This is a genomic window from Achromobacter aegrifaciens, from assembly GCF_902859735.1.
Lineage (GTDB): Bacteria > Pseudomonadota > Gammaproteobacteria > Burkholderiales > Burkholderiaceae_B > Achromobacter > Achromobacter aegrifaciens.
Genome location: NZ_CADIJY010000001.1, coordinates 979,185 through 997,154, shown reverse-complemented (window position 1 = coordinate 997,154; position 17,970 = coordinate 979,185). Strand labels below are relative to the sequence as shown.

16 protein-coding genes are annotated in these 17,970 nt (G+C 65.1%); 2 read left to right on the top strand and 14 right to left on the bottom strand.

Going from position 1 to position 17,970, the window contains the following annotated elements; genetic code table 11:
- Positions 1-2: 2 nt before the first annotated feature.
- The 9 genes from tssH to HV766_RS04460 form a co-directional block, all read right to left on the bottom strand.
- Positions 3-2,699, bottom strand: a complete 2,697-nt coding sequence (gene tssH, locus HV766_RS04500) for a type VI secretion system ATPase TssH (RefSeq protein ID WP_175180642.1) — start codon at positions 2,697-2,699, stop codon at positions 3-5.
- A gap of 12 nt (positions 2,700-2,711) precedes the next feature.
- The gene (tssG, locus tag HV766_RS04495; RefSeq protein ID WP_254593274.1) at positions 2,712-3,737 is read right to left on the bottom strand and encodes a type VI secretion system baseplate subunit TssG; all 1,026 of its coding nucleotides are present in this window, start codon (positions 3,735-3,737) and stop codon (positions 2,712-2,714) included.
- Entirely contained in the window at positions 3,734-5,497 is a 1,764-nt protein-coding gene (gene tssF / locus HV766_RS04490) for a type VI secretion system baseplate subunit TssF (protein WP_254593273.1), read from the bottom strand. The genes tssG and tssF overlap by 4 nt, the downstream gene beginning before the upstream one ends.
- Positions 5,494-5,937 carry a type VI secretion system baseplate subunit TssE gene (gene tssE / locus HV766_RS04485; RefSeq protein ID WP_054451881.1) on the bottom strand — a complete coding sequence of 148 codons (444 nt, stop codon included), beginning with the start codon at positions 5,935-5,937 and terminating at the stop codon, positions 5,494-5,496. The genes tssF and tssE overlap by 4 nt, the downstream gene beginning before the upstream one ends.
- Positions 5,938-6,000: 63 nt before the next feature.
- Positions 6,001-6,495 carry an Hcp family type VI secretion system effector gene (locus HV766_RS04480; RefSeq protein ID WP_054451882.1) on the bottom strand — a complete coding sequence of 165 codons (495 nt, stop codon included), beginning with the start codon at positions 6,493-6,495 and terminating at the stop codon, positions 6,001-6,003.
- A gap of 67 nt (positions 6,496-6,562) precedes the next feature.
- On the bottom strand, positions 6,563-8,074 hold the full coding sequence (gene tssC / locus HV766_RS04475; RefSeq protein WP_054451883.1) for a type VI secretion system contractile sheath large subunit: 1,512 nt from the start codon (positions 8,072-8,074) through the stop codon (positions 6,563-6,565).
- Positions 8,075-8,157: 83 nt separating this feature from the next.
- Positions 8,158-8,700 carry a type VI secretion system contractile sheath small subunit gene (gene tssB / locus HV766_RS04470; RefSeq protein WP_175180640.1) on the bottom strand — a complete coding sequence of 181 codons (543 nt, stop codon included), beginning with the start codon at positions 8,698-8,700 and terminating at the stop codon, positions 8,158-8,160.
- A 190-nt stretch (positions 8,701-8,890) separates the two neighbouring features.
- The gene (locus HV766_RS04465; protein ID WP_119451862.1) at positions 8,891-9,520 is read right to left on the bottom strand and encodes a hypothetical protein; all 630 of its coding nucleotides are present in this window, start codon (positions 9,518-9,520) and stop codon (positions 8,891-8,893) included.
- 162 nt (positions 9,521-9,682) lie between these two features.
- The gene (locus tag HV766_RS04460) at positions 9,683-10,387 is read right to left on the bottom strand and encodes a glutathione S-transferase family protein (RefSeq protein ID WP_054451886.1); all 705 of its coding nucleotides are present in this window, start codon (positions 10,385-10,387) and stop codon (positions 9,683-9,685) included.
- A 104-nt stretch (positions 10,388-10,491) separates the two neighbouring features.
- On the opposite strand from HV766_RS04460, the gene HV766_RS04455 reads away from it, so the two are divergent.
- On the top strand, positions 10,492-10,821 hold the full coding sequence (locus HV766_RS04455; RefSeq protein ID WP_175180639.1) for a winged helix-turn-helix transcriptional regulator: 330 nt from the start codon (positions 10,492-10,494) through the stop codon (positions 10,819-10,821).
- Between the two features lie 27 nt (positions 10,822-10,848).
- Here the strand turns inward: HV766_RS04455 and fes are convergent, their stop codons facing one another.
- The 5 genes from fes to HV766_RS04430 form a co-directional block, all read right to left on the bottom strand.
- Positions 10,849-12,444, bottom strand: a complete 1,596-nt coding sequence (fes, locus tag HV766_RS04450) for an enterochelin esterase (protein WP_254593272.1) — start codon at positions 12,442-12,444, stop codon at positions 10,849-10,851.
- Between the two features lie 42 nt (positions 12,445-12,486).
- Positions 12,487-14,115 (bottom strand): PepSY-associated TM helix domain-containing protein, encoded by a 1,629-nt coding sequence (locus HV766_RS04445; RefSeq protein WP_175180638.1) that lies wholly within the window; start codon positions 14,113-14,115, stop codon positions 12,487-12,489.
- A gap of 15 nt (positions 14,116-14,130) precedes the next feature.
- Positions 14,131-14,421, bottom strand: a complete 291-nt coding sequence (locus tag HV766_RS04440; RefSeq protein WP_175180637.1) for a hypothetical protein — start codon at positions 14,419-14,421, stop codon at positions 14,131-14,133.
- Positions 14,408-14,695 (bottom strand): hypothetical protein, encoded by a 288-nt coding sequence (locus HV766_RS04435; protein WP_175180636.1) that lies wholly within the window; start codon positions 14,693-14,695, stop codon positions 14,408-14,410. Before HV766_RS04435 ends, HV766_RS04440 begins: the two co-directional genes overlap by 14 nt.
- A 91-nt stretch (positions 14,696-14,786) precedes the next feature.
- Entirely contained in the window at positions 14,787-16,961 is a 2,175-nt protein-coding gene (locus tag HV766_RS04430) for a TonB-dependent receptor (RefSeq protein ID WP_175180635.1), read from the bottom strand.
- Positions 16,962-17,294: 333 nt separating this feature from the next.
- On the opposite strand from HV766_RS04430, the gene HV766_RS04425 reads away from it, so the two are divergent.
- Positions 17,295-17,966 (top strand): lysozyme inhibitor LprI family protein, encoded by a 672-nt coding sequence (locus HV766_RS04425; protein WP_175160400.1) that lies wholly within the window; start codon positions 17,295-17,297, stop codon positions 17,964-17,966.
- Positions 17,967-17,970 lie beyond the last annotated feature (4 nt).

Below are 17,970 nucleotides of genomic sequence, written 5' to 3'. Positions count from 1 at the left end.
GCTTATCCGGTCTCCGCATCGCGGAATCGGAAATCGATCGCACCCGCGGGCGTCAGGCCCAGATGGACGCCGCCGAACGGCGCGGCCACGGAAATACGTTCCAGCACCTGGCGCGCCAGCTCCGGCAACACCGCCTGCGTCAGGATATGGTCCACATTGCGCGCCCCGCTGTCCACTTCCTTGCAACGCGCCGCGATCGACTGCGCCACGGCGTCGTCCCAGCTCAGGTTCGCGTGGTGGTTGCGCGCGAAACGCCGGGCCAGGCGTTCCAGCTTCAGATTGACAATGGCATTGATCTGGCTATCCCCCAACGGGTAGTAGGGAACCATCACCAGGCGGCCCAGGAACGCCGGGCTGAACTGCCGCAACAACGGGGCGCGCAAACGCTCGGTCAGGACCTCTGGGGAGGGCCGCGCCCCGCCCCGGCAGGCATCGGTGATGACGTCCTGCGACGCATTCGACGTCAACAGGATCAGGGTGTTCTTGAAGTCGATGGAAACGCCCTCGCCGTCCTCCATGGTCCCTTTGTCGAACACCTGGAAAAAGAGCTCGAGCACGTCGGGATGCGCCTTCTCCATTTCGTCCAACAGCACGACGCTGTAGGGACGGCGCCGCACCGCTTCGGTCAGCACGCCCCCGCGGCCGTATCCCACATATCCTGGCGGCGCGCCTTTCAGGCCCGACACGCTATGCGCTTCCTGGAACTCCGACATATTGATGGTGATCATGTTGCGCTCGCCGCCGTACAAGGTATCGGCCAGCGCGCACGCGGTCTCGGTCTTGCCGACGCCGCTGGGACCCAGCAGCAGGAACACGCCCACCGGTTTGCCAGGATCGTCCAGGTCCGCGCGGAAAGTACGGATGCGCCGGGCGATGGCGTCCAGGGCTTCGTCCTGTCCCACGATGCGTCCGGACAGTTTCTCCTGCAGATACAGCACGGTGTGCAGCTCATCGGCCAGCATCCGGCCCACCGGAATGCCGGTCCAGCCGGAAATCACTTTCGCCACGACCGAAGAGTCCACGCACACCGGCACGATGGGCTCGTCGTTCTGCACTGCCTCAAGGCCTTTTTCCAGGCGGGTCAGATTGGCGGTCAACGCGTCCAGGTCCTCTTCGTCCGCCGCCTTGTCGCTGCCGGCCACGACGCGGTCGGCGATACGGCGGCGCCAAGTCAGGATTTCAGCCACCGCGCTGCGTTCGGCTGCCAACTTCTCTCCCAGTCGGCGGTGCTGTTCGCGTTGATCCTCTATCTGACGCTGCGTCGCCGCGATCGCGTCATGACGGTCCGTGCCCGTGGCGGCCTCGTGGCGCAGTATGCGCAGCTGGTTCTCGGCCGCCTCTATAGCGCGCCCAAGGGCCTCGATTTCTTCCGGCTCCGCGCTCTGGCCGATCGCCACCCTGGCGCAAGCCGTATCCAGCACGCTGATCGCCTTGTCCGGCAACTGCCGGCCGGAGATATAGCGGTGCGACAGCTTCACGGCGTCCCTGACCGCGGCATCCAGGATCTCGACGCCATGATGGGCCTCCAGCCGTTGCACCATGCCGCGCAGCATTTCGACGGCCGCCGCCTCGGTGGGTTCTTCCACCTTGACGACCTGAAAGCGCCTTGCCAACGCCGGATCCCGCTCGACGTAACGCTTGTATTCGGCCCAGGTCGTGGCGGCGATGGTGCGCAATTCGCCGCGCGCCAAGGCAGGCTTGAGCAGATTGGCGGCGTCGCCCTGCCCTTCGCTGCCGCCCGCGCCTATCAACTGGTGGGCCTCGTCGATGAACAGGATGACCGGAGTCGCCGACGCCTTCACTTCACTGATCACCGATTTCAGCCGGTTCTCGAATTCGCCGCGCACGCCCGCCCCGGCCTGCAGCAGCGCCAGGTCCAGGGAGCGGACCGATACATTGCACAAGGCCGGAGGCACGTCGCCTTGCACGATGCGCTGCGCAAAGCCCTCGACCACGGCGGTCTTGCCCACGCCGGCCTCGCCCGTAAGAATGGGATTGTTCTGCCGGCGGCGCAGCAGCACGTCGACCAACTGCCGGATTTCCGCATCCCTGCCACGCACCGGGTCGATCGCCCCTTCGCGCGCCAGGGCCGTCAGGTCGATCGTATACAGCTCCAGCGCCGATTGGCGCGTCCCGCCCTCGCCCGGCGTCGGCATGGCAGGCGCGCCGCCGGCGGGCAAGCCCGCGGCTCCCGGCCCGGACGGGGGAGACGAGGTTCCAGCGTCTTCCGCGCTGCCCGCCAGGATGGACGGCAATGCCGCTCGCAAGTCGGCCCGGGAGATGTTCAGCAATCCCGGCGCCGACTCCAGCAGCAATCCGCGCAGGCTGTCGACCTCCAGCAACGCCAGCAGCAGGGTGCCGGACCGGATCTGCTGCTGCCCCAGCAGCATCGAACTGAGCAGCCATGCCTCCTGGAACATGGGAGGGAAATTCGGCGACAAGGACGGAGTGCGGCCGTTGCCCCGCTTGAATTGCTCCTGCGCGCGCTGCAATTGCGCCGACACGTCTTCCGCCCGGATCTGGTAATGATCCAGCACCGCTTTCAGATCGGGAGCGGCGGTTTCCAGCAGCGTCAGCAGCAGGTGCTCGACATCCACGTTGTAATGCGTCTGGCGCACGCACTGCTGCGCCGCCAGTTCCATCGCGTGCTTGCAGACCGGGTTGAGCCGGGCCAGCAGCGTGCGGATGTCGATATCCATGCCGGATTTGCCTTATGTACGGTTGGCCAATGGGGAAGCGGACGCCATGCGCGCCGTCAGGCGCACCGGCGTCGGAGCGAGGGTCTGCCGCTTGGCGGTGGCCCAGCTGGTCCACCCCAGCCGGGCTGCTGCCGCGCCGCCCAGCACGCACGCACCGGCGCGCGGCTGCGCGTGCAGCACGAAATCCACGTTCAGGTCTCTCCGGAGGTGACTGCGGATCAGCCACAGCGCCAGTTCGTGGTCCGCGCCCCCGGGTAACAGGCGCTCGAACCGGGCGGGACTCAGGTCCAGGAATTCGATACGGATCCCGGCCCCCTGGTCCCATACCCGGCGGCCCAGCGCCCGCGACGCATTCAACGCCAACCCCTTTCCGCCCAGGCGCGAATGATCCTTCGCGTCCAGCGTCCGCCATTGCCCGATGAATTGCCGGCCCAGCACCTTCAAGCCCAGACGGTCCGCCAGCAACGCCAGCAGCCCGGTCATCGATCGCGTCGCCACGCCCAGCAGACCGGCGTGCCTGACCCACAGGCGCTGGCCTTGCGGACCGGCCTCGTCGCGGGCATAGCCCAGGTCGCTCAGCGCATCCAGGCAGCCCACCAGCGCCGACGCATGCGGCGCGGACGCGTTAAGGCCCAGCGCGTGCTTCTTGCGGCTTCGGTAGAAGAAGGACAGGAAGCGGTGGTTGAAGATATCCAGGAAATCTGCGGTGGCGTGATCCCGCGACGCCCGCCGCTGCAGCACCAGTTCGGTGTACGCCAAGGGCAACGGACTGCTGGCGCCGGCAAGTGTCATCACCGGCGTAGTCAAGGCGTAGCGTGTCTGCATGGCCTGGCCCCAACGCCCCGCGTCCTGCTTCCGGGCGATGGCACGCACGTCGCTGGCCTCGAACGCGACCGACACATGCCCATGCAGGCGCACAGCCTCGCCGTCGCCATTTCCTCGGCCCAGCGGCGCGGCCGCTGGCGTCGCGCGCTCCAGCAGCGCGATCGCCTGGAACAGGTTGTAGCGTTGCGGGCGGGAGAGCAGCCGGGCGATCATAGCGATTGCTGGTAGCCCGTCATGGGCTGCCACTGCTTCCATATTTCGTCGCCCCGGCGCACCGCCAGCCGCACGAACGAATTGACCGATGTATACATCGCAAAGAACCGCGCCAGCACTGCGCCCAGCAGCAGCGGCGATCCTCCCACGAACGCATCGGCGTCGAACTCCACCGTGACTTCCATGCCGTGGCAGAAGCCGCGCCAGGCCTCCTTGCCCACATGCGCCGTGACTGGGCGCGCACTGACGCCCTTGAGGCCGCGGATCAGATCCTGCTCACGCGTGCTGCCGGACGCGAACAACTGCAGGATCTGCTGCAGGCGTTTGTGTCCGGTCGATGACTCCACCAGCGACTGCTGATTCAACGTCAACAGCGACACCAGGCGCCACAGCGCGTCGCCGCCCAAGGGCGGGTTGCGCTGCGCGGTGGGCTCGTACAGGCATTGCACCGATACGTTCTGCGCCACACGTTCGAACACCATGCGGGCGCCCACTGGCACCTGCTCGGCAAGGCGCCGGTTGGTGCAAAGCAGATTGGCGTAGACCACGGGTTCAACGGGCCGGCGAATCTCGTTGCGGGCATCCACGAAGCTCAGGAACATGTCGGTGCCGCTTACGCGGTCACGCAGGCTGTGTTCCCTTCGGGCAGACCAGAACAACGTACCGCGAGCGGCGTCCGCGTGCTCGACCTCCGCATAGCTGGGCACGGGAATCGAGCGCTCGGCCGCCGGATCGGACAGGATCACGGACAGCACCGAATGCACTTCCGTCGTCTCGTCACGGCGCTTGTCGGCCACCAGGCGATATTCGTAATGGCTATCGTCGATCGTGACCGGTTCGCTGGTCTGCGCGTACAGGTTGATCACCGGCGTGCAACCCAGGCGGAAATGCTGGGCGCCTATCGCGCCCAGGCCGCGAGCCTGCCTGTCCAGGTGCAGCGCGATCTGGCAACGGCGCCCCTTGAACGGCAGCCCCCGCGGCAAATCCAGGTCAAAGAAATGGAACTTGCGCGGAAATGCGAAGTACTCCTGCATCAGGCCGTGCGCCGGCAATCCATTCGGCGGCTGCGGCAATACGCTCTCTTCCGGCGCATATCCCACTTCGCGCCAGGCCGTCAACGGCAGCGGCACAACGCCGCCCCCTTCGGCATAGAGCGATATGCCGGCCACGCCCGCCGCCAGCAACTCGTACAGCGGCATCGTCACCATCCAGTCGCCCTGCAGGTGGATGCGCAGTGTGCGGATTTCCAGCTCCGACAGCTCCACGCCGGAATCGCTTTCCAGCTCCAGGCGCAAAGCCTGGTCTTCAGAGAAGCCGGCGCCTCCTATCCTCAAGGGCCACAGCGTGGCATCCCAGGCGGTGCGGAACCGGCAAAGTTCGCCGGCCTCGGTCCGCGCCGCCAGGCCGCTATGCCGCGGCACGGGCAGTCCGGCCGTCACTTTTCCCTGGCTGCCGTCCAGAGCCAGCTGCACCACGGTCATCGACGGGATGGGCTGCACCAGCGTCGGACAGACGTTGTCCAGCATCGCGGCGGCGATCTGGGGAAACTCCTGATCCAGGTCGCGGTGCACCCGGGCCGCCAGGAACGCAGTGGCTTCTATCAGGCGTTCGGTATGCGGATCTGGCGATTCCGTGCCGTGCAGCGCCAGCCGGGATGCCACCTTGGGATAGCGCAGCGCGAAGTCCGCCCCCTGATTACGCAGATAGGACAGCTCGCGCTTGTAGTACTGCAGGATGCCATCGGACGCCAGATCGGTCATGACCCGCCCCCCGTCCCGCTCTGCGCGCCTGCCAGCAGTTCGAATGCCACGTGGTTCACCGCGCCGCCGATCCGCATGTCGGCCCGGATCTCCAGCCGGCATGGGCCTATCCCGTTCGCGGCGGGCGCCATGTCCACCGACACATTGGACAGGCGGGGTTCATAAAGGGCAATGGCCTGCTTGACTACAGCAGCGACGGCCTCGCGATCAGAAGCCGACACCGGCGACCGCGCCGAGTAGTCGGGCACGCCGTAGTCGACCACCGTTGCCGCCGAGCGTGAAAAGGCCTCGAAATCCAGGCGCGAACGCGTGTTCAGCAGGCGCTCCAGGTCCCTGGCCACCGCCAGTCTCTGCGCGTCGGCCCCCGCCAGTTGCGACTCCGCATCAGCCGCCAGGCGGTCAAACAAGGGCACGGGCGAATAAAGGGTATCGGTCGGCATGTTGCGGGCGTTCCTGTACGTGCACCGGCGCCGCTCCCGCCCATGCGGGAGCGGCGTCCGGCATTACTTCTTGGGCGCGGCGGTGGACTTGTTCGTCGCCAGGTCCCAGCCGAACGATGCCGTGCCAGCCTTGTTGCCGGCGGTGGCCTGCTGGGTGTATTCGATGGAGAGCTTGCTGAAGCACAACGTGAAGCTGTCGCTGCCGCCGCCCTCGCCCAGCGCGGAGTTGATGGACGAGACCATCGCATTGCCCAGTACGTACTTCACGTGCAACAGGAACGACCCGCTCTCGTTGCGGCCGATGAGTATGGTCGCGTCGTTCAGCTTGGCGCCGGACGCGCACGCGTTGTATAGCGCGGGCGTGGACTGGTCCATTACCTTGGTAAACGCCATTTCCGAGAAGCTGGGCCGGCCCAGGGCGCGCTCGGTGTTGGCCATGTCCATCGACATCGGCAACATCACGCCATGCGAGGCGCCCAAGAGGATGATCGCGTCGGCATGGCCGTCCAGAGTGGAGTTGCCTTTGATGTTGTTGATCTTGAGCAGGATGGTATCCATGGAATTCCGTGTTCGAAGAGGATTCGGTTGGCGTGCGCCGCCGGCTGGCGGCGCACGGTTCGAAAGTTCAGGCAGCCGCGGCCGGCAGGTCTGCCACCAGGCGGATGGACGCGGTCAGCTCTTCCATCTGGAAATGAGGCTTGATGAAGCAGGTGGCGCGGTACGCGCCGGGCTTTCCGGGCACCTCCGTGACGTCGACGCGCGCCTCGCCCAGCGGATAGCTGGCCTTCTGTTCCTGCGAGGCCGAGGGGTTGATCAGCACGTAGTCCGCAATCCAGTTGTTCAGATAGTTCTCGACGTCCGTACGCGACTGGAAGCTGCCCACCTTGTCGCGCATCATCACCTTGATGTAATGCGCAAACCGCGACGCGGCCAGCACGAACGGCAGGCGTGATGACAGCTGCGCATTGGCATTGGCGGCATCCTTGTTGTAGACCTTGGGCTTGTTTGCCGTCTGGCTACCGAAGAACGTGGCCTGGTTCGAGCCCTTGGCGTTCACGAACGCAATGAACCCCAGGTCGCTGAGTTCCTTTTCGCGGCGGTCCGTGATCGTCACTTCCGTCGGGCACTTGAGCGCGATGTCGCCTTCATCGGTCTTGTAGGCATGCGCGGCGATGCTCTCCACCTTGCCGCCGCCTTCCACCCCGCGGATCGCGGTCGACCAGCTGTACTTGGCGAACGCGTCGGTGATGCGCAGACCCAGCTGGTAGGCGGAATTCGCCCACAGATACTTGCTGTGATCCGAGCCGTCGACGTCCTCTTCGAAGTTGAACGTATCGACCGGCTTGGTCTTGGCGCCGTAGGGCAGGCGCGCCGCATAGGACGGCAGCACCAGCGCCACGTAGCGGGAATCTTCCGACTCGCGGAAGCTGCGCCACATGGCGAGCTCGGCGCTTTCGAAGACCTTGGAGAGATCGCGCGTGACGCCGAGGTCCGTGTACGATTTCAGGTCGAAGAGGCTGGGCGCGGCAGAGGCGATGAACGGCGCGTGCGCGGCGGCCGCGACCTTGGAGATGCGTTCCAGTAGCGCCAGATCCTGCGGATGCCGGCCAAATGCGTAATCGCCTATCAGCACGGAATACGGACTGCCGCCGAACGTGCCGTACTCGTCTTCATAGACCTTTTTGAAGAGCAGGCTCATGTCGTGATCGACGGCCGACTCCAGGTCTTTCAGCAATTCCTTCTTCTTGACGTTCAACAGCCGCAGCTTCAGCCGCGAGCTCGTCTCGGTGCCATGGACCATATCGTGCAAGCCGGTCCACGATGCTTCGAGCGCCTGGAAGTCCGGCGCATGCATGATGGCGTTCAGCTGATCCGTCAGCAGACGGTCGATTTCCGCCACGCGCTCATTGATCATCGCCACCACCGACTTGTCCGGGCTGGTGCGCATGCCTTCGTCCAGGATCTGGGACGCCAGCTGCCCGAGCAGTTTCTTCGCGTAGGAATTCTGCGACGGCTCCACCGCCATATTGCCTTCCTGCACGATGCGGTCCAGCAGGCTGAGTTCGCCCGCCTGCGCCGCTTCCTGCGTTGCGTTGCCTCCAACCGCCGCCGTATCGGCCGTCTGTTTGCTTGCCATGTTCGTCACCCTGAGAATTGAAATTGCCCGCGCGCGGCTTCGGCGCAAGGCCTGCCCCGCGCGCGCTGACGTTGCTGTCCGCGTTAGGCCGACGGCGCCGTTGCGGCCGGTTCGGCCACATCGCCGGCCGTCCCGCCAGCCTGCGCTTCGCTCTTGACGACCTTGAGCTCCTCGGTGCTGCGCACGATGCGCTCAAGGATGGAGTCCAGCTCGTCATTGCCGTCCAGCTTGGCCAGCAGGTCGCGCAGTTGATGCCGCGCTTCCAGCAGCTTGGACAGCCGCGGCACCTGCTCGACCAGGGATTCGGGATGGAAGTCGGCGAACTTCTCGAAGTTCAGCTCAATGCGCAGATTGCCTTCGCCCTTGGCGGTGTCGGGCACGGACAGGTCCAGGCGCGGGCGGATCTTGCCCAGGATTTCGTCGAAATTGTCGCGGTCGATCTCGACGAAGCGGCGCTCTTTCAGCTTGGGCAGCGGCGTGGCCGGCTGACCCGAAAGATCCGCCAGCACGCCCACCACCATCGGCAATTCACGCTTCTCGATCGCGTCGCCGGTTTCAACGTCATACGTGATCTGAACCCGCGGCGGGCGGTTGCGGCCCACCCATTTCTGCAAGCTATTGGACATGACCCTCTCCGAAGAAACCACTCGTACCGCACAGCGAGCGCTGCGCATTGCTGGTGCGAACAATAGCGCCGGCCTTCGGGGGCTACATCGGACTTTAGTCGTAGTATTTTGAAATTATCAGAAATTTCCATCCTGCTTTTGGATGAGAAATGACTTAGGCGCAACCTTGAAACTGCGGGCCCGACCCGCGTCAGCCCGGCTTCGCGGGGGAGCGCGTCCTTGCCAGAAAATTTCCCGAGGGCTGTGCTGACATCCACTGGATTTTCTCGACAATTTCCTTCGGGTTGCCCGTGGTGGAAACGAATTCATTGGCCTCTGGAGTGGCGGCTGCGGCATTGGCAACAGGTTCCCGCTTCGTCACGAGCAGGCAGGAGCGCGCCATGCCCATGTCCCTCGCAGGTCGTGCCTCGCGCAGAGCTCTCAAGTGGCTGGCCGGCAGAAACTCCCCACGGTGCACCAACTGGCGGCATTCGGCCACAAGCAGCCCGACGCTGGCGGCATAGCAGACTTTCGCCACGTTCTTCGCGCCATGCAGGGTCGCGTTCTCGGGCGCGCGCCGGTACTCGAAAAAGGTCGAAACGTAACGCTCTGTGCCCGGAACGGACCCCAGGCTGCCGGGACCGGCACTATCCATCCAGACCATCAAGCCCTGGAGGTTGTACGACCAGAGCAAGAGAGACTGGCCTGGCCTCAGCTTGCCTATGCGCCAACCTACCGGCGGGGCGGGTTTGGAAAAGAACTGCCCCAGCGTCTCCGGCTTGCTCCGCACCCGATTTGTCTCCACCTTGTCCAGTATTGTCCTACCCAGAATCAGACTCATGAGCCACCCCTTCCTGTGCTCTGCCCTTGGCAGCAAGCCCGCAGGATAGCTACCGTCCGCGGGCCGCGCATGGGACTTTGGTCTTACTGGGGCAAAGACCCGAGGACGGCGCACGGGCAGCGGCGGGGCATTGCCGCCCGTGCGCCGGATGCGGCCGGCCGTCTACTTTCCATACGTCGCGATCAGCGTTTCCAGCGGCACATGGCCCTGGCACAGTCCCGGATAACCGGGGCTTGCTCCCTCTTCCAACGAGATCGCATATTTGACCGCCGGGTCGCTTTCCAGCCGCTGCCGCAGCGCCGCCAGCCTGGGCCAGCGGGACTGGGCAGCGACCTCATGGAAATCCAGCCAGCGCGCAACGCCCACCAGCACGGCGTCCGCCAGAGTCGGACGATCGCCCATCAGGAACGGAGTCTCGCCCAGCATCGCTTCGAGCTTGTCATGGCGTTCTATGACGCGTTGCGCCCCCCACTCCCGCAGCGTTTTCTGCAAGGCCGGATCAGGCGGATCCATTTCCAGGGCGACCCAATGCGGGGTGAAGGCGGCGGTGAAACCAGTGTTCAGAAAAGCCATGAACTGGTGCATGCGGTCGGATTCCGGCGACAGCGGGTCAAAGCTGATCCTGCGCTCGTCATCACGGTTTTCGATCCAGCGCGCAATCGCCATGGTTTCCGTGAAAACCGCGCCCTGTTCGCTGACGAATGCAGGCGTCTCGTGGCGCGCGTTGATCCGCGCATAGGAGGGCAGACGCATTTCGCTCAGCATGTCCACGCGGCACAGGCGATAGGGTTTGCCCAGCCACTCCAGCGCAGCGACGAGCCCCATGGAACTTCCCAGCGGAAAGCCATAAACAAGAATGGGTTCCAAGATTTCTTTCTCCGTAGATGAGGGTCACGCTGCGCAGCGGATTGAATTCTACGGATCTGCTAGGCTAAGTAAATTACGCACATTTTTGTCACCATGACCCGCCCATGAAAGACCTGGTTTCGCGTTGCCCCATCGAGGAAGTCATGCAGATACTGAGCGGCAGATGGCCGACGCTGCTGGTCTATTACCTCAAGGAAGACACCAAGCGTTTCAGCGATCTGCGCCGCGACAATCCGACCATCTCGCATCGGATGCTGACGCTGGAGCTGCGCAAGCTGGAGTTGGCCGGGATCGTCCAGCGCACTGATTTCGATGGCTATCCGCGGCGCGTGGAGTACGCGCTCACGCCATCGGGAAAGACGCTGGTGCCGCTGCTGGATGCGCTGGGCGACTGGTGGGATGAGCACGGCGAGGCGTCCGAAGACGCCTCCTGAGCAGGCCTGCCAGCTTTCAAGCCGGGCTTATCCGCCCCCCTGCTTGCCAGTGCCGATCAGATCCAGCAGGCCATCCGACAAGGTCCCGCGCCAGACCAGGTAATCATGTCCGCCCGCCACCTCGCGGTGCGTCACCAGATAGCCCTTGGCACGCAGCACATCCCGCAGATGCCGGTTGGTCTCCAGGATGCCCGGCTGGCCGCCGCGTCCGGACTCGAACAGGCCGGCGCCAAGGAAGAAGCGCACCGGCAGCTTGCGCACCGCGACGAATTGCCGCGTCAGCCACTGGTCCTCCTCGCCCGCCGGCGACCACCAATAGGAACCTGATTGGCTGAGCACGTTGCCGAACACTTCGGGGTGGCGCAACGCCGCATAGGCCGATGCCAATCCGCCGTAGCTGGAACCGCCGATGACGGTGCGCGCGGCAGGCGCGCTGATGCCTTGCTTGCGCGCCCACGGCATCAGCTCTTTCGCCAGGAAGTCCGCAAAGTCCGGGTTGGGCGGCAATTCCTGGCTGCGGGATTCCGCCGTAGGGTTGTCGATGAGCAGCGCCGCCGTCGGAGGAATGACGCCTGCGGCGATCATGTTGTCCAGAATGGTGGGCGTGGGCACGCGGCCCAGATAGGCGCCGGCGTCGAACAGCACCAGCACGTGATTGTCCGCTGCGCCAGACTGCCAGCCAGCAGGACGGTACAGGTGGATCTTGCGCGTGTTGCGCATGAGATCGCTGCGCAGCTCCATGGTCTCCACCGTTCCCTGCCGCACGCCCGCGCGGGGCTCGACCCAGGGCTGCTGCGGCGCGTCCGCCAGTTCCAGCATGGAATAGGTCTGGTACGCGTCGACGCCGCGCGCCGGGTATGCCTTGGGATTGTGCGGATCGGCCTGCGCCGTGGCCAGGATCGCGCGGCGCCGCGCCATGCCGGAGCCCGGAAGCTCGGGCACATCGGGCGCCAGGCGATATGACAGGCGCGTGGACCTGGGGACGACGAAGCTGGCATGCCAGACATCGGAGTTGCCCAGCCGCGCCAACTGAGCATGGTCCGACGACGGCCCGCCGAACAGGCGCACATTGCGTTCGGCGCCGCGCCACAGGAATGTGACGCGGTCATGCCCGGCGTCCACGGCCTCGACCAGCGGCGTGCCTTGCTGCGCCACCTCATCCCAAAAGGCATCCGTCGTGCCGCCCGCGGCCAGCGTCGCCGCCAGCGCGGTCAGGCGCGGGCTGTCGAACGCCGCCGCGGGCGCACGTTGTTCCGCAAGGGGCAGGCGTTCCGTCACGGCCCAGCGGAACAGGCCCTGGCCCTGCGCGCGAACGGTGTAGAGGCCATCTTCCGGCGCCACCAGCATCAGGGCTCCGGCCGGCTTTTCGCCGTCGCTCAGCCGGCGTACGTGCTGCCCGGCGCTGTCCAGAAGATCCAGGGTCACGCCGGATTCGGCGGCCCAGGTGCCCGCGAGGAACTCTCCCTTCTGTAGCGAAATTCGTTCGTCCACATGGGCCTCGGGTGTGACGGCGCCCTGCCTGGACTGCGCCGCGGCCATGCCCGGCGCCACGCCTATCATCGACACCGCCAGCGCAGCCGACGACATCCAATCCCGCCATTCCAATCTGTTCTTTCTACGCATGTTCATCCATTCGTTTGTTCACGGCCCGTTCGCGGCGGTCCGCTATCCCTCGCGCGCGGCGAGCCTTCTGGGCGCCCATACGCTGTCCGCGTCGCCCCGTCCGATCCTGCGCGCGCTGGCCTTTGCCATCCAGGCAAATCCCAGCCCTGCCGCCAGGGCCGTCGCGTCCACTGCCAGCGCCGCGGCCGACGTGTGCGCCCAAAGCCCGGAGGCAGGAAACAGCCCGCCCACGAGCGAGGCCGCAGGTATCGCCAGCGTCAATGCTGCCGCGACCCATAGCAGATGCACCCCTGCCGCCGCGCCTCCGCGCAGGAAGGCCCAGGCCAGGCTGGCGAAGAACGCCATGTAGTACAGCGCCCGCAGCCAGGCATTCAGATCGCCGACGTGCCCGCTCAACCCTTTGGACGCGACCATCATCAACGAAATGCCACACACGCATCCCAGGCAGACGCCCACTGTCGCCGACGCCATCAGCCGCGTGTCCAAGCGCTGCACGGGAATCTCGCCCGTCTGCCGGTTGGCGCGCTTGCGGCGGGTTTCTATCCACAGCAGGTTGCCGCTATAGAACAGCCATGCGCCCGCCAGTCCAAGCAGGAAATAAAGCCACTGCACTGCCGCGCCGCCGAAGGAAGCCATGTGCAGCGCGAAGAAACTGCTGACCCAGAGGTTGGGCGCGTCCTGTCCGCCCGGCAGATAGTCGCGGTTGAGCACCTTCCCGCTGTAGGGATCGAGCGCCACGAAGCCGCCTCGCGCCCGCGGCGATACCGCACTGTCGTCCTTGCCCCAGACGCGTACGATGGCGCGCGGGCTGGCGACCTGTTGATACTGCAACCCATAAGGCTCGAAGCCCGGGGCGAGGGCGCGCGCCTGGGCCAGCAGTTCCGCCGGCGTCAGCATGTCTGCAGGATTCCGGACCTCTCCAGCCGGCGCGCCGCCGCCGGACCGCTGGAAGACGGATTCCAGCTTGCCTTCGTACATGAGCTTGTCCTGCAGATCGTAGATTCCGTCGTGGAACGCGAACACGACGGAACTCAGCGCCATGACGATGTGAAATGGCAGCGAAACAATGCCCACCACGTTATGCGCATCCAGCCACATGCGCTTCAGGTTCTTCCCGACCCGCAACGCGAAAAAGTCCTTGACCAGCGACGGCAGCAGCACGATCACTCCCGACACCAGGGCAATTGCATAGAGCGATGCGACGATGCCCATGAACCAGCGGTTGGGATCGCTGTCGACAGGCAGGCCCACCACGCGGTGAAGCACATCGATGAACGGCATCAGCCCGCTGGGCGCGGCCTCCTCCAACCGCAGCTCGCCGCGCGCATCCAGATAGGCGACATGGTGGCGGATCGACGATTCATCGTGATCGTCGGCCTGCCCGTCACGGACTTCCCAGGACATACGGGCCGGCACGTGCTCGGCGTCTTGCAGATGGATGCTGAACCCCTTGGCCACATCCGGCCGCGCTTGCAGGGTTCTGGCGATAAGGTCGGGCGCGTCTTCCAGCGGCACGGGCGCGACGGCTGCGGGCGGCGTAGCCCAACGGGTCAGCGGCTCTTTGAATACGGTCAGCGCACCGGCGTAGAAGGCGATGAACAGCGCCATGCCGGTCAGGATGCCCGTCCAGGTATGGACGGATTTGTAGACGCGTATGTAGTCGGCTCTCATGATCGCGGACTCCCTTCAGATCGCCTTGACGACAAGCAGTCCGCCATAGAGCAGCACGCAGGCTCCGCCCAGCCAGATCCACGCGCGCAGGCCGCTGGCGAAAAAGTAGACGGTACTCGCGACGCCGAGCCAGACGGGCGGCACCAGCCACATGGCCAGCTGCGAACGCGTCGCCAACGGAATGCCGGCAGTCAATGCGGCCAGCGTTGCGCTGGCGCCCATGGCCAGCGCGAAGCCGAGCAATGCGCCCGCCAGGCTCTTCGATATCCAGTCGCGCCGGATCGGCGCGGGCTTAGCGGGCTTCATGCGTATCGCTACCGCGCAGGCCCGCCAGTACGCCCAGGTACGGCATGAGGCTGAAGAACAACATCAAGGCGGTGCAGAAAACGAACACGGCCGCGACGGCAGAGAATGCGCGCAGGCAACCCCAGCCGCCCAGCGCGAGCAGCAGAATGCCAGCGACGCGGGCGGGCAGGACCGGCCAGGACGTGGCGCCCCATCGCTGGTTGGGCGAAGCGCGATAGATACAGAAGCTGCCCAGGAACAGGCTCGCCAGGCTGGAAAGAATCAGGACTTCCATGGTCACCCCAGGATGAATTGCCCGAGACCTGCCTGCCAATCCCTGCTCCGAATCGACTGTCCGGAACAGGGACCGGCAAAACGTCCCGCATTCAGAAACTGATGCTGGCGGATGCGGTTACGGTGCGCGCCGGCCCCAGCGTCACGATAGGCGTCGTGTCGCTGAAACTGCCGGCGTAATAGTGCTTGTCGAACACGTTGTTGACATTCAGCCGGTACACGACGTCCCGGCCGTTGATCTGCGTGGCGTAGCGGGCGCCCAGGTCCAGTTGGCCCCAGCCCGGGATCTGCAGTTTGTTGGCCGCATCCGCGTACTGGCTCGAAGTCGCCTGCACGCGCGCGCTCAGCGTCACGCCGGGCACCCACGGCGTGTCCCATTCCAGCCCGGCATTGGCCTGCCAGCGCGGCGCGCCCACCGCGGTATTGCCGTCATAGCGGCCATACGAGGTCTTGACCTGCGTGCCTTGCGTGTAAGTGACGCCGCCCAGCACGCGCACGCCCGCAGCCAACTCGCCGAAGGTATTCCACTCCACGCCGCGGACACGCTTCTCGCCGCCGTCCGCATACGTGGGCTTGGCCGTAGAGCCCTCCGTCACCAGCATGGGTTTGTCTATCTGGAAGAATGCCAGGGTATTGGTGAAAGTGCCGGCATTCCACTTGACGCCCAGCTCCTGCTGCTTGGTCTTGTAGGGCGCGAACACCTGGCCATAGTTGCTGGCGCTGGTGTCCGTGACGCTATCGCCCTTGCTCAGGCCCTGCACGTAGTTGGCATACAGCGAGACGTCCGGTCCCCAAGGTTTGACGACGATGGCGACAGCCGGTGTCACGGCGTCCTCGTCATAGCGGGCCGTCGTCTTGCCGGTCTTGTCGAAGTTCGTCGTCTTCACGCGCTGGTTGCGCAGGCCGCCGGTCAGGAGCAGCTTGTCGTCGAAGAAGGACATGGTATCCACCAGCGCCAGGCTGGACAGCGTGTTCTCCGCCGTCTTGGGCGCGCTGCCCGGCACCGCAGGCATGACCGGCGTGATCGGGTCGTAGATATTCGACTTGAAAGTCGATGCCGGCCCGGTGGCCGACCCGTCCTCCAGCTTCAGCAAGGAAGCCTGGAGCACCAGCTCGTGCCGTACGCTGCCCGTGTTGAACCGCGTGCGCAGCCCGCCCTCGGCCGAGGTGGCATCCGTGTAGGCGCGCTGGCCGATGATGGAGCCGGTGAAATTGCCATTGGCGTCGATCTGCCGCGCGTGGGTGCCATTGATCAGGCCCGATTGATGGCTGTCGCGCCTGCCCACACCGGCAAAGGCCGATACGCTGTCATTGAAGCGGTATTCAGCCCGCGCCATGACGGCGTTGCTCTGGATGCTGCCATAGCCGGTGCTGAACTGGTTGATGCGAGGATCGGGCGCTTCGGGCACGACCGAACCGCCGAACCAGAACATGGCCGGCGTGCCGCCCGAAAACGACTCCTGGCTATGGTAGGCGTCTATCGACGCGCTCAGGGCGCTGCCGCGATAGTCCAGGCCGGCGGACAGGAACTCGCGTTTTCTGGATTGGCCGTCCAGCGTGGTGGCGCCGTCGCTGAAGGAACCGTTGACGCGCGCGCCCCATTCATTGGCCGAGCCGAAACGGCGGCCGGCATCGATGGTCGTGCCCAGCTGGCCGTCGGCCTGCCAGTTCACGCCGAAGGTGGCATTGGGCGTGTCTTCCGCCCGCTTGGGAACCAGGTTGATCGTGCCGCCCACCGCGCCGCTGGGCGCCATCCCGCTGAACAAGGCGTTCGGGCCTTTCAGCACCTCCACCCGCTCGACGAACTCCAGCGGCGTGCGCCCCATGGGCGCCAGGCCATACATGCCGTTGATCGCCACGTCGTTCTGGTTGACGTCGAAGCCGCGGATGCGGAAATTCTCGTAGGCGTGTCCGCTCGACGTCGTGAACCGCACGGAAGGATCGTTGGCCATCACGTCCGCCAACGTGCGCGCCTGCTGGTTCTGGATCAGCTCGGAGGTATAGCTGGTGACGTTGAATGGCGTGTCCATCACGTCCTGATTGCCCATCAGGCCCAGGCGCGCGCCCTGCGCCACCTGCCCGCCGGCATAGGGCGCGGGCAAGTCTTCCTCCGAGACCGAACCCGCGGTCACGGTGACGGGCTGCAGCGTCGTGGTTTGCGCCGCGTTCTGGGCGGCGGCGCTGGCGGGAAGAATCAAGGACAGCGCGACTGCCGGGCTAAAGCACTGGACGCACAGCGAGATAGTCAACTGAGTTTTCTTGGCCACAATTCATCGTTCCAATATCTAAATGCGAATGCTTATCAGATGAATTATATATTTAAGAAAGCACCGTTCGCCAAGAAATCAGGAGTCCGCAGCCAGAATCCGCTCGAATTGGCACGCAATTCAATAAGAATCAAAGGCTTATATTTTTTTGATTGACATCCCAACGCAAAATTCTGCGGCCTCGGTTTGGAAGTCGCCAGCGCGGGCGCGCTTGGCAGAAGCGACAAGGCCATCCCGGCGTCCCCAAGCACAGTCCCCGCCGGTAAACTGCGCAGTCCTCTCGGCGCCGACAGGCCCATCGAACGCTTATATAACCCTGGAGAGCTACACAAGATGATCCGTCATCTGGTCCTTGCAGCATCGTTGGCCGTGGCAGGCAGCGCCGTGGCAGCCCCCTCTTTCAACTGCGCCAAGGCCGCGACTCCGGTCGAAAAAGCCATTTGCGCCCACCCGGCGCTGGCCGACCAGGACGCGGCCATCGCGCAGCAGTACAAGGCGGTACGCGGCAAGCTCGACGCCGAGGCAGTCAAATCACTGACCGCCGACCAACGTTATTTCCTGGGCGTGCGGGACAATATCTATGCCGAGCCCTTTTCGGGCAGCACGCCGGTCAAGGAGATCGGCACCAGCATGCGCTACCGCCTGAATTTTCTGAAGTCCATCGATCCGCAGCCGCCTGCCGGCTTTGTCGGCAAGTGGAAGAACGTCGAAGGTGAAATTGAAATCACCCGCGGCGCCGACGGCCAACTGCTCGTGGCCGCCAATTCGGCCCAGCCCTACAACGGCCGCTGGGTCTGCGATCTGAGCGGCAAGGCTGTCGCCGTAGGCGACAGCATCATCGTCACCTATCAGGACGGGCCGCCGTGGACGCTGGACCTGACGCGCCGCGGCGCTGTGCTGGTGGTGCGAGAAACGCCGCCCGCCGGGGTCGAGAAAGACGGCTTCGGTCCGCCGTTCTGCGGCATGAACGGCAGCCTGGAGGGAGACTGGTTCGCGGTGCGCTGATCAA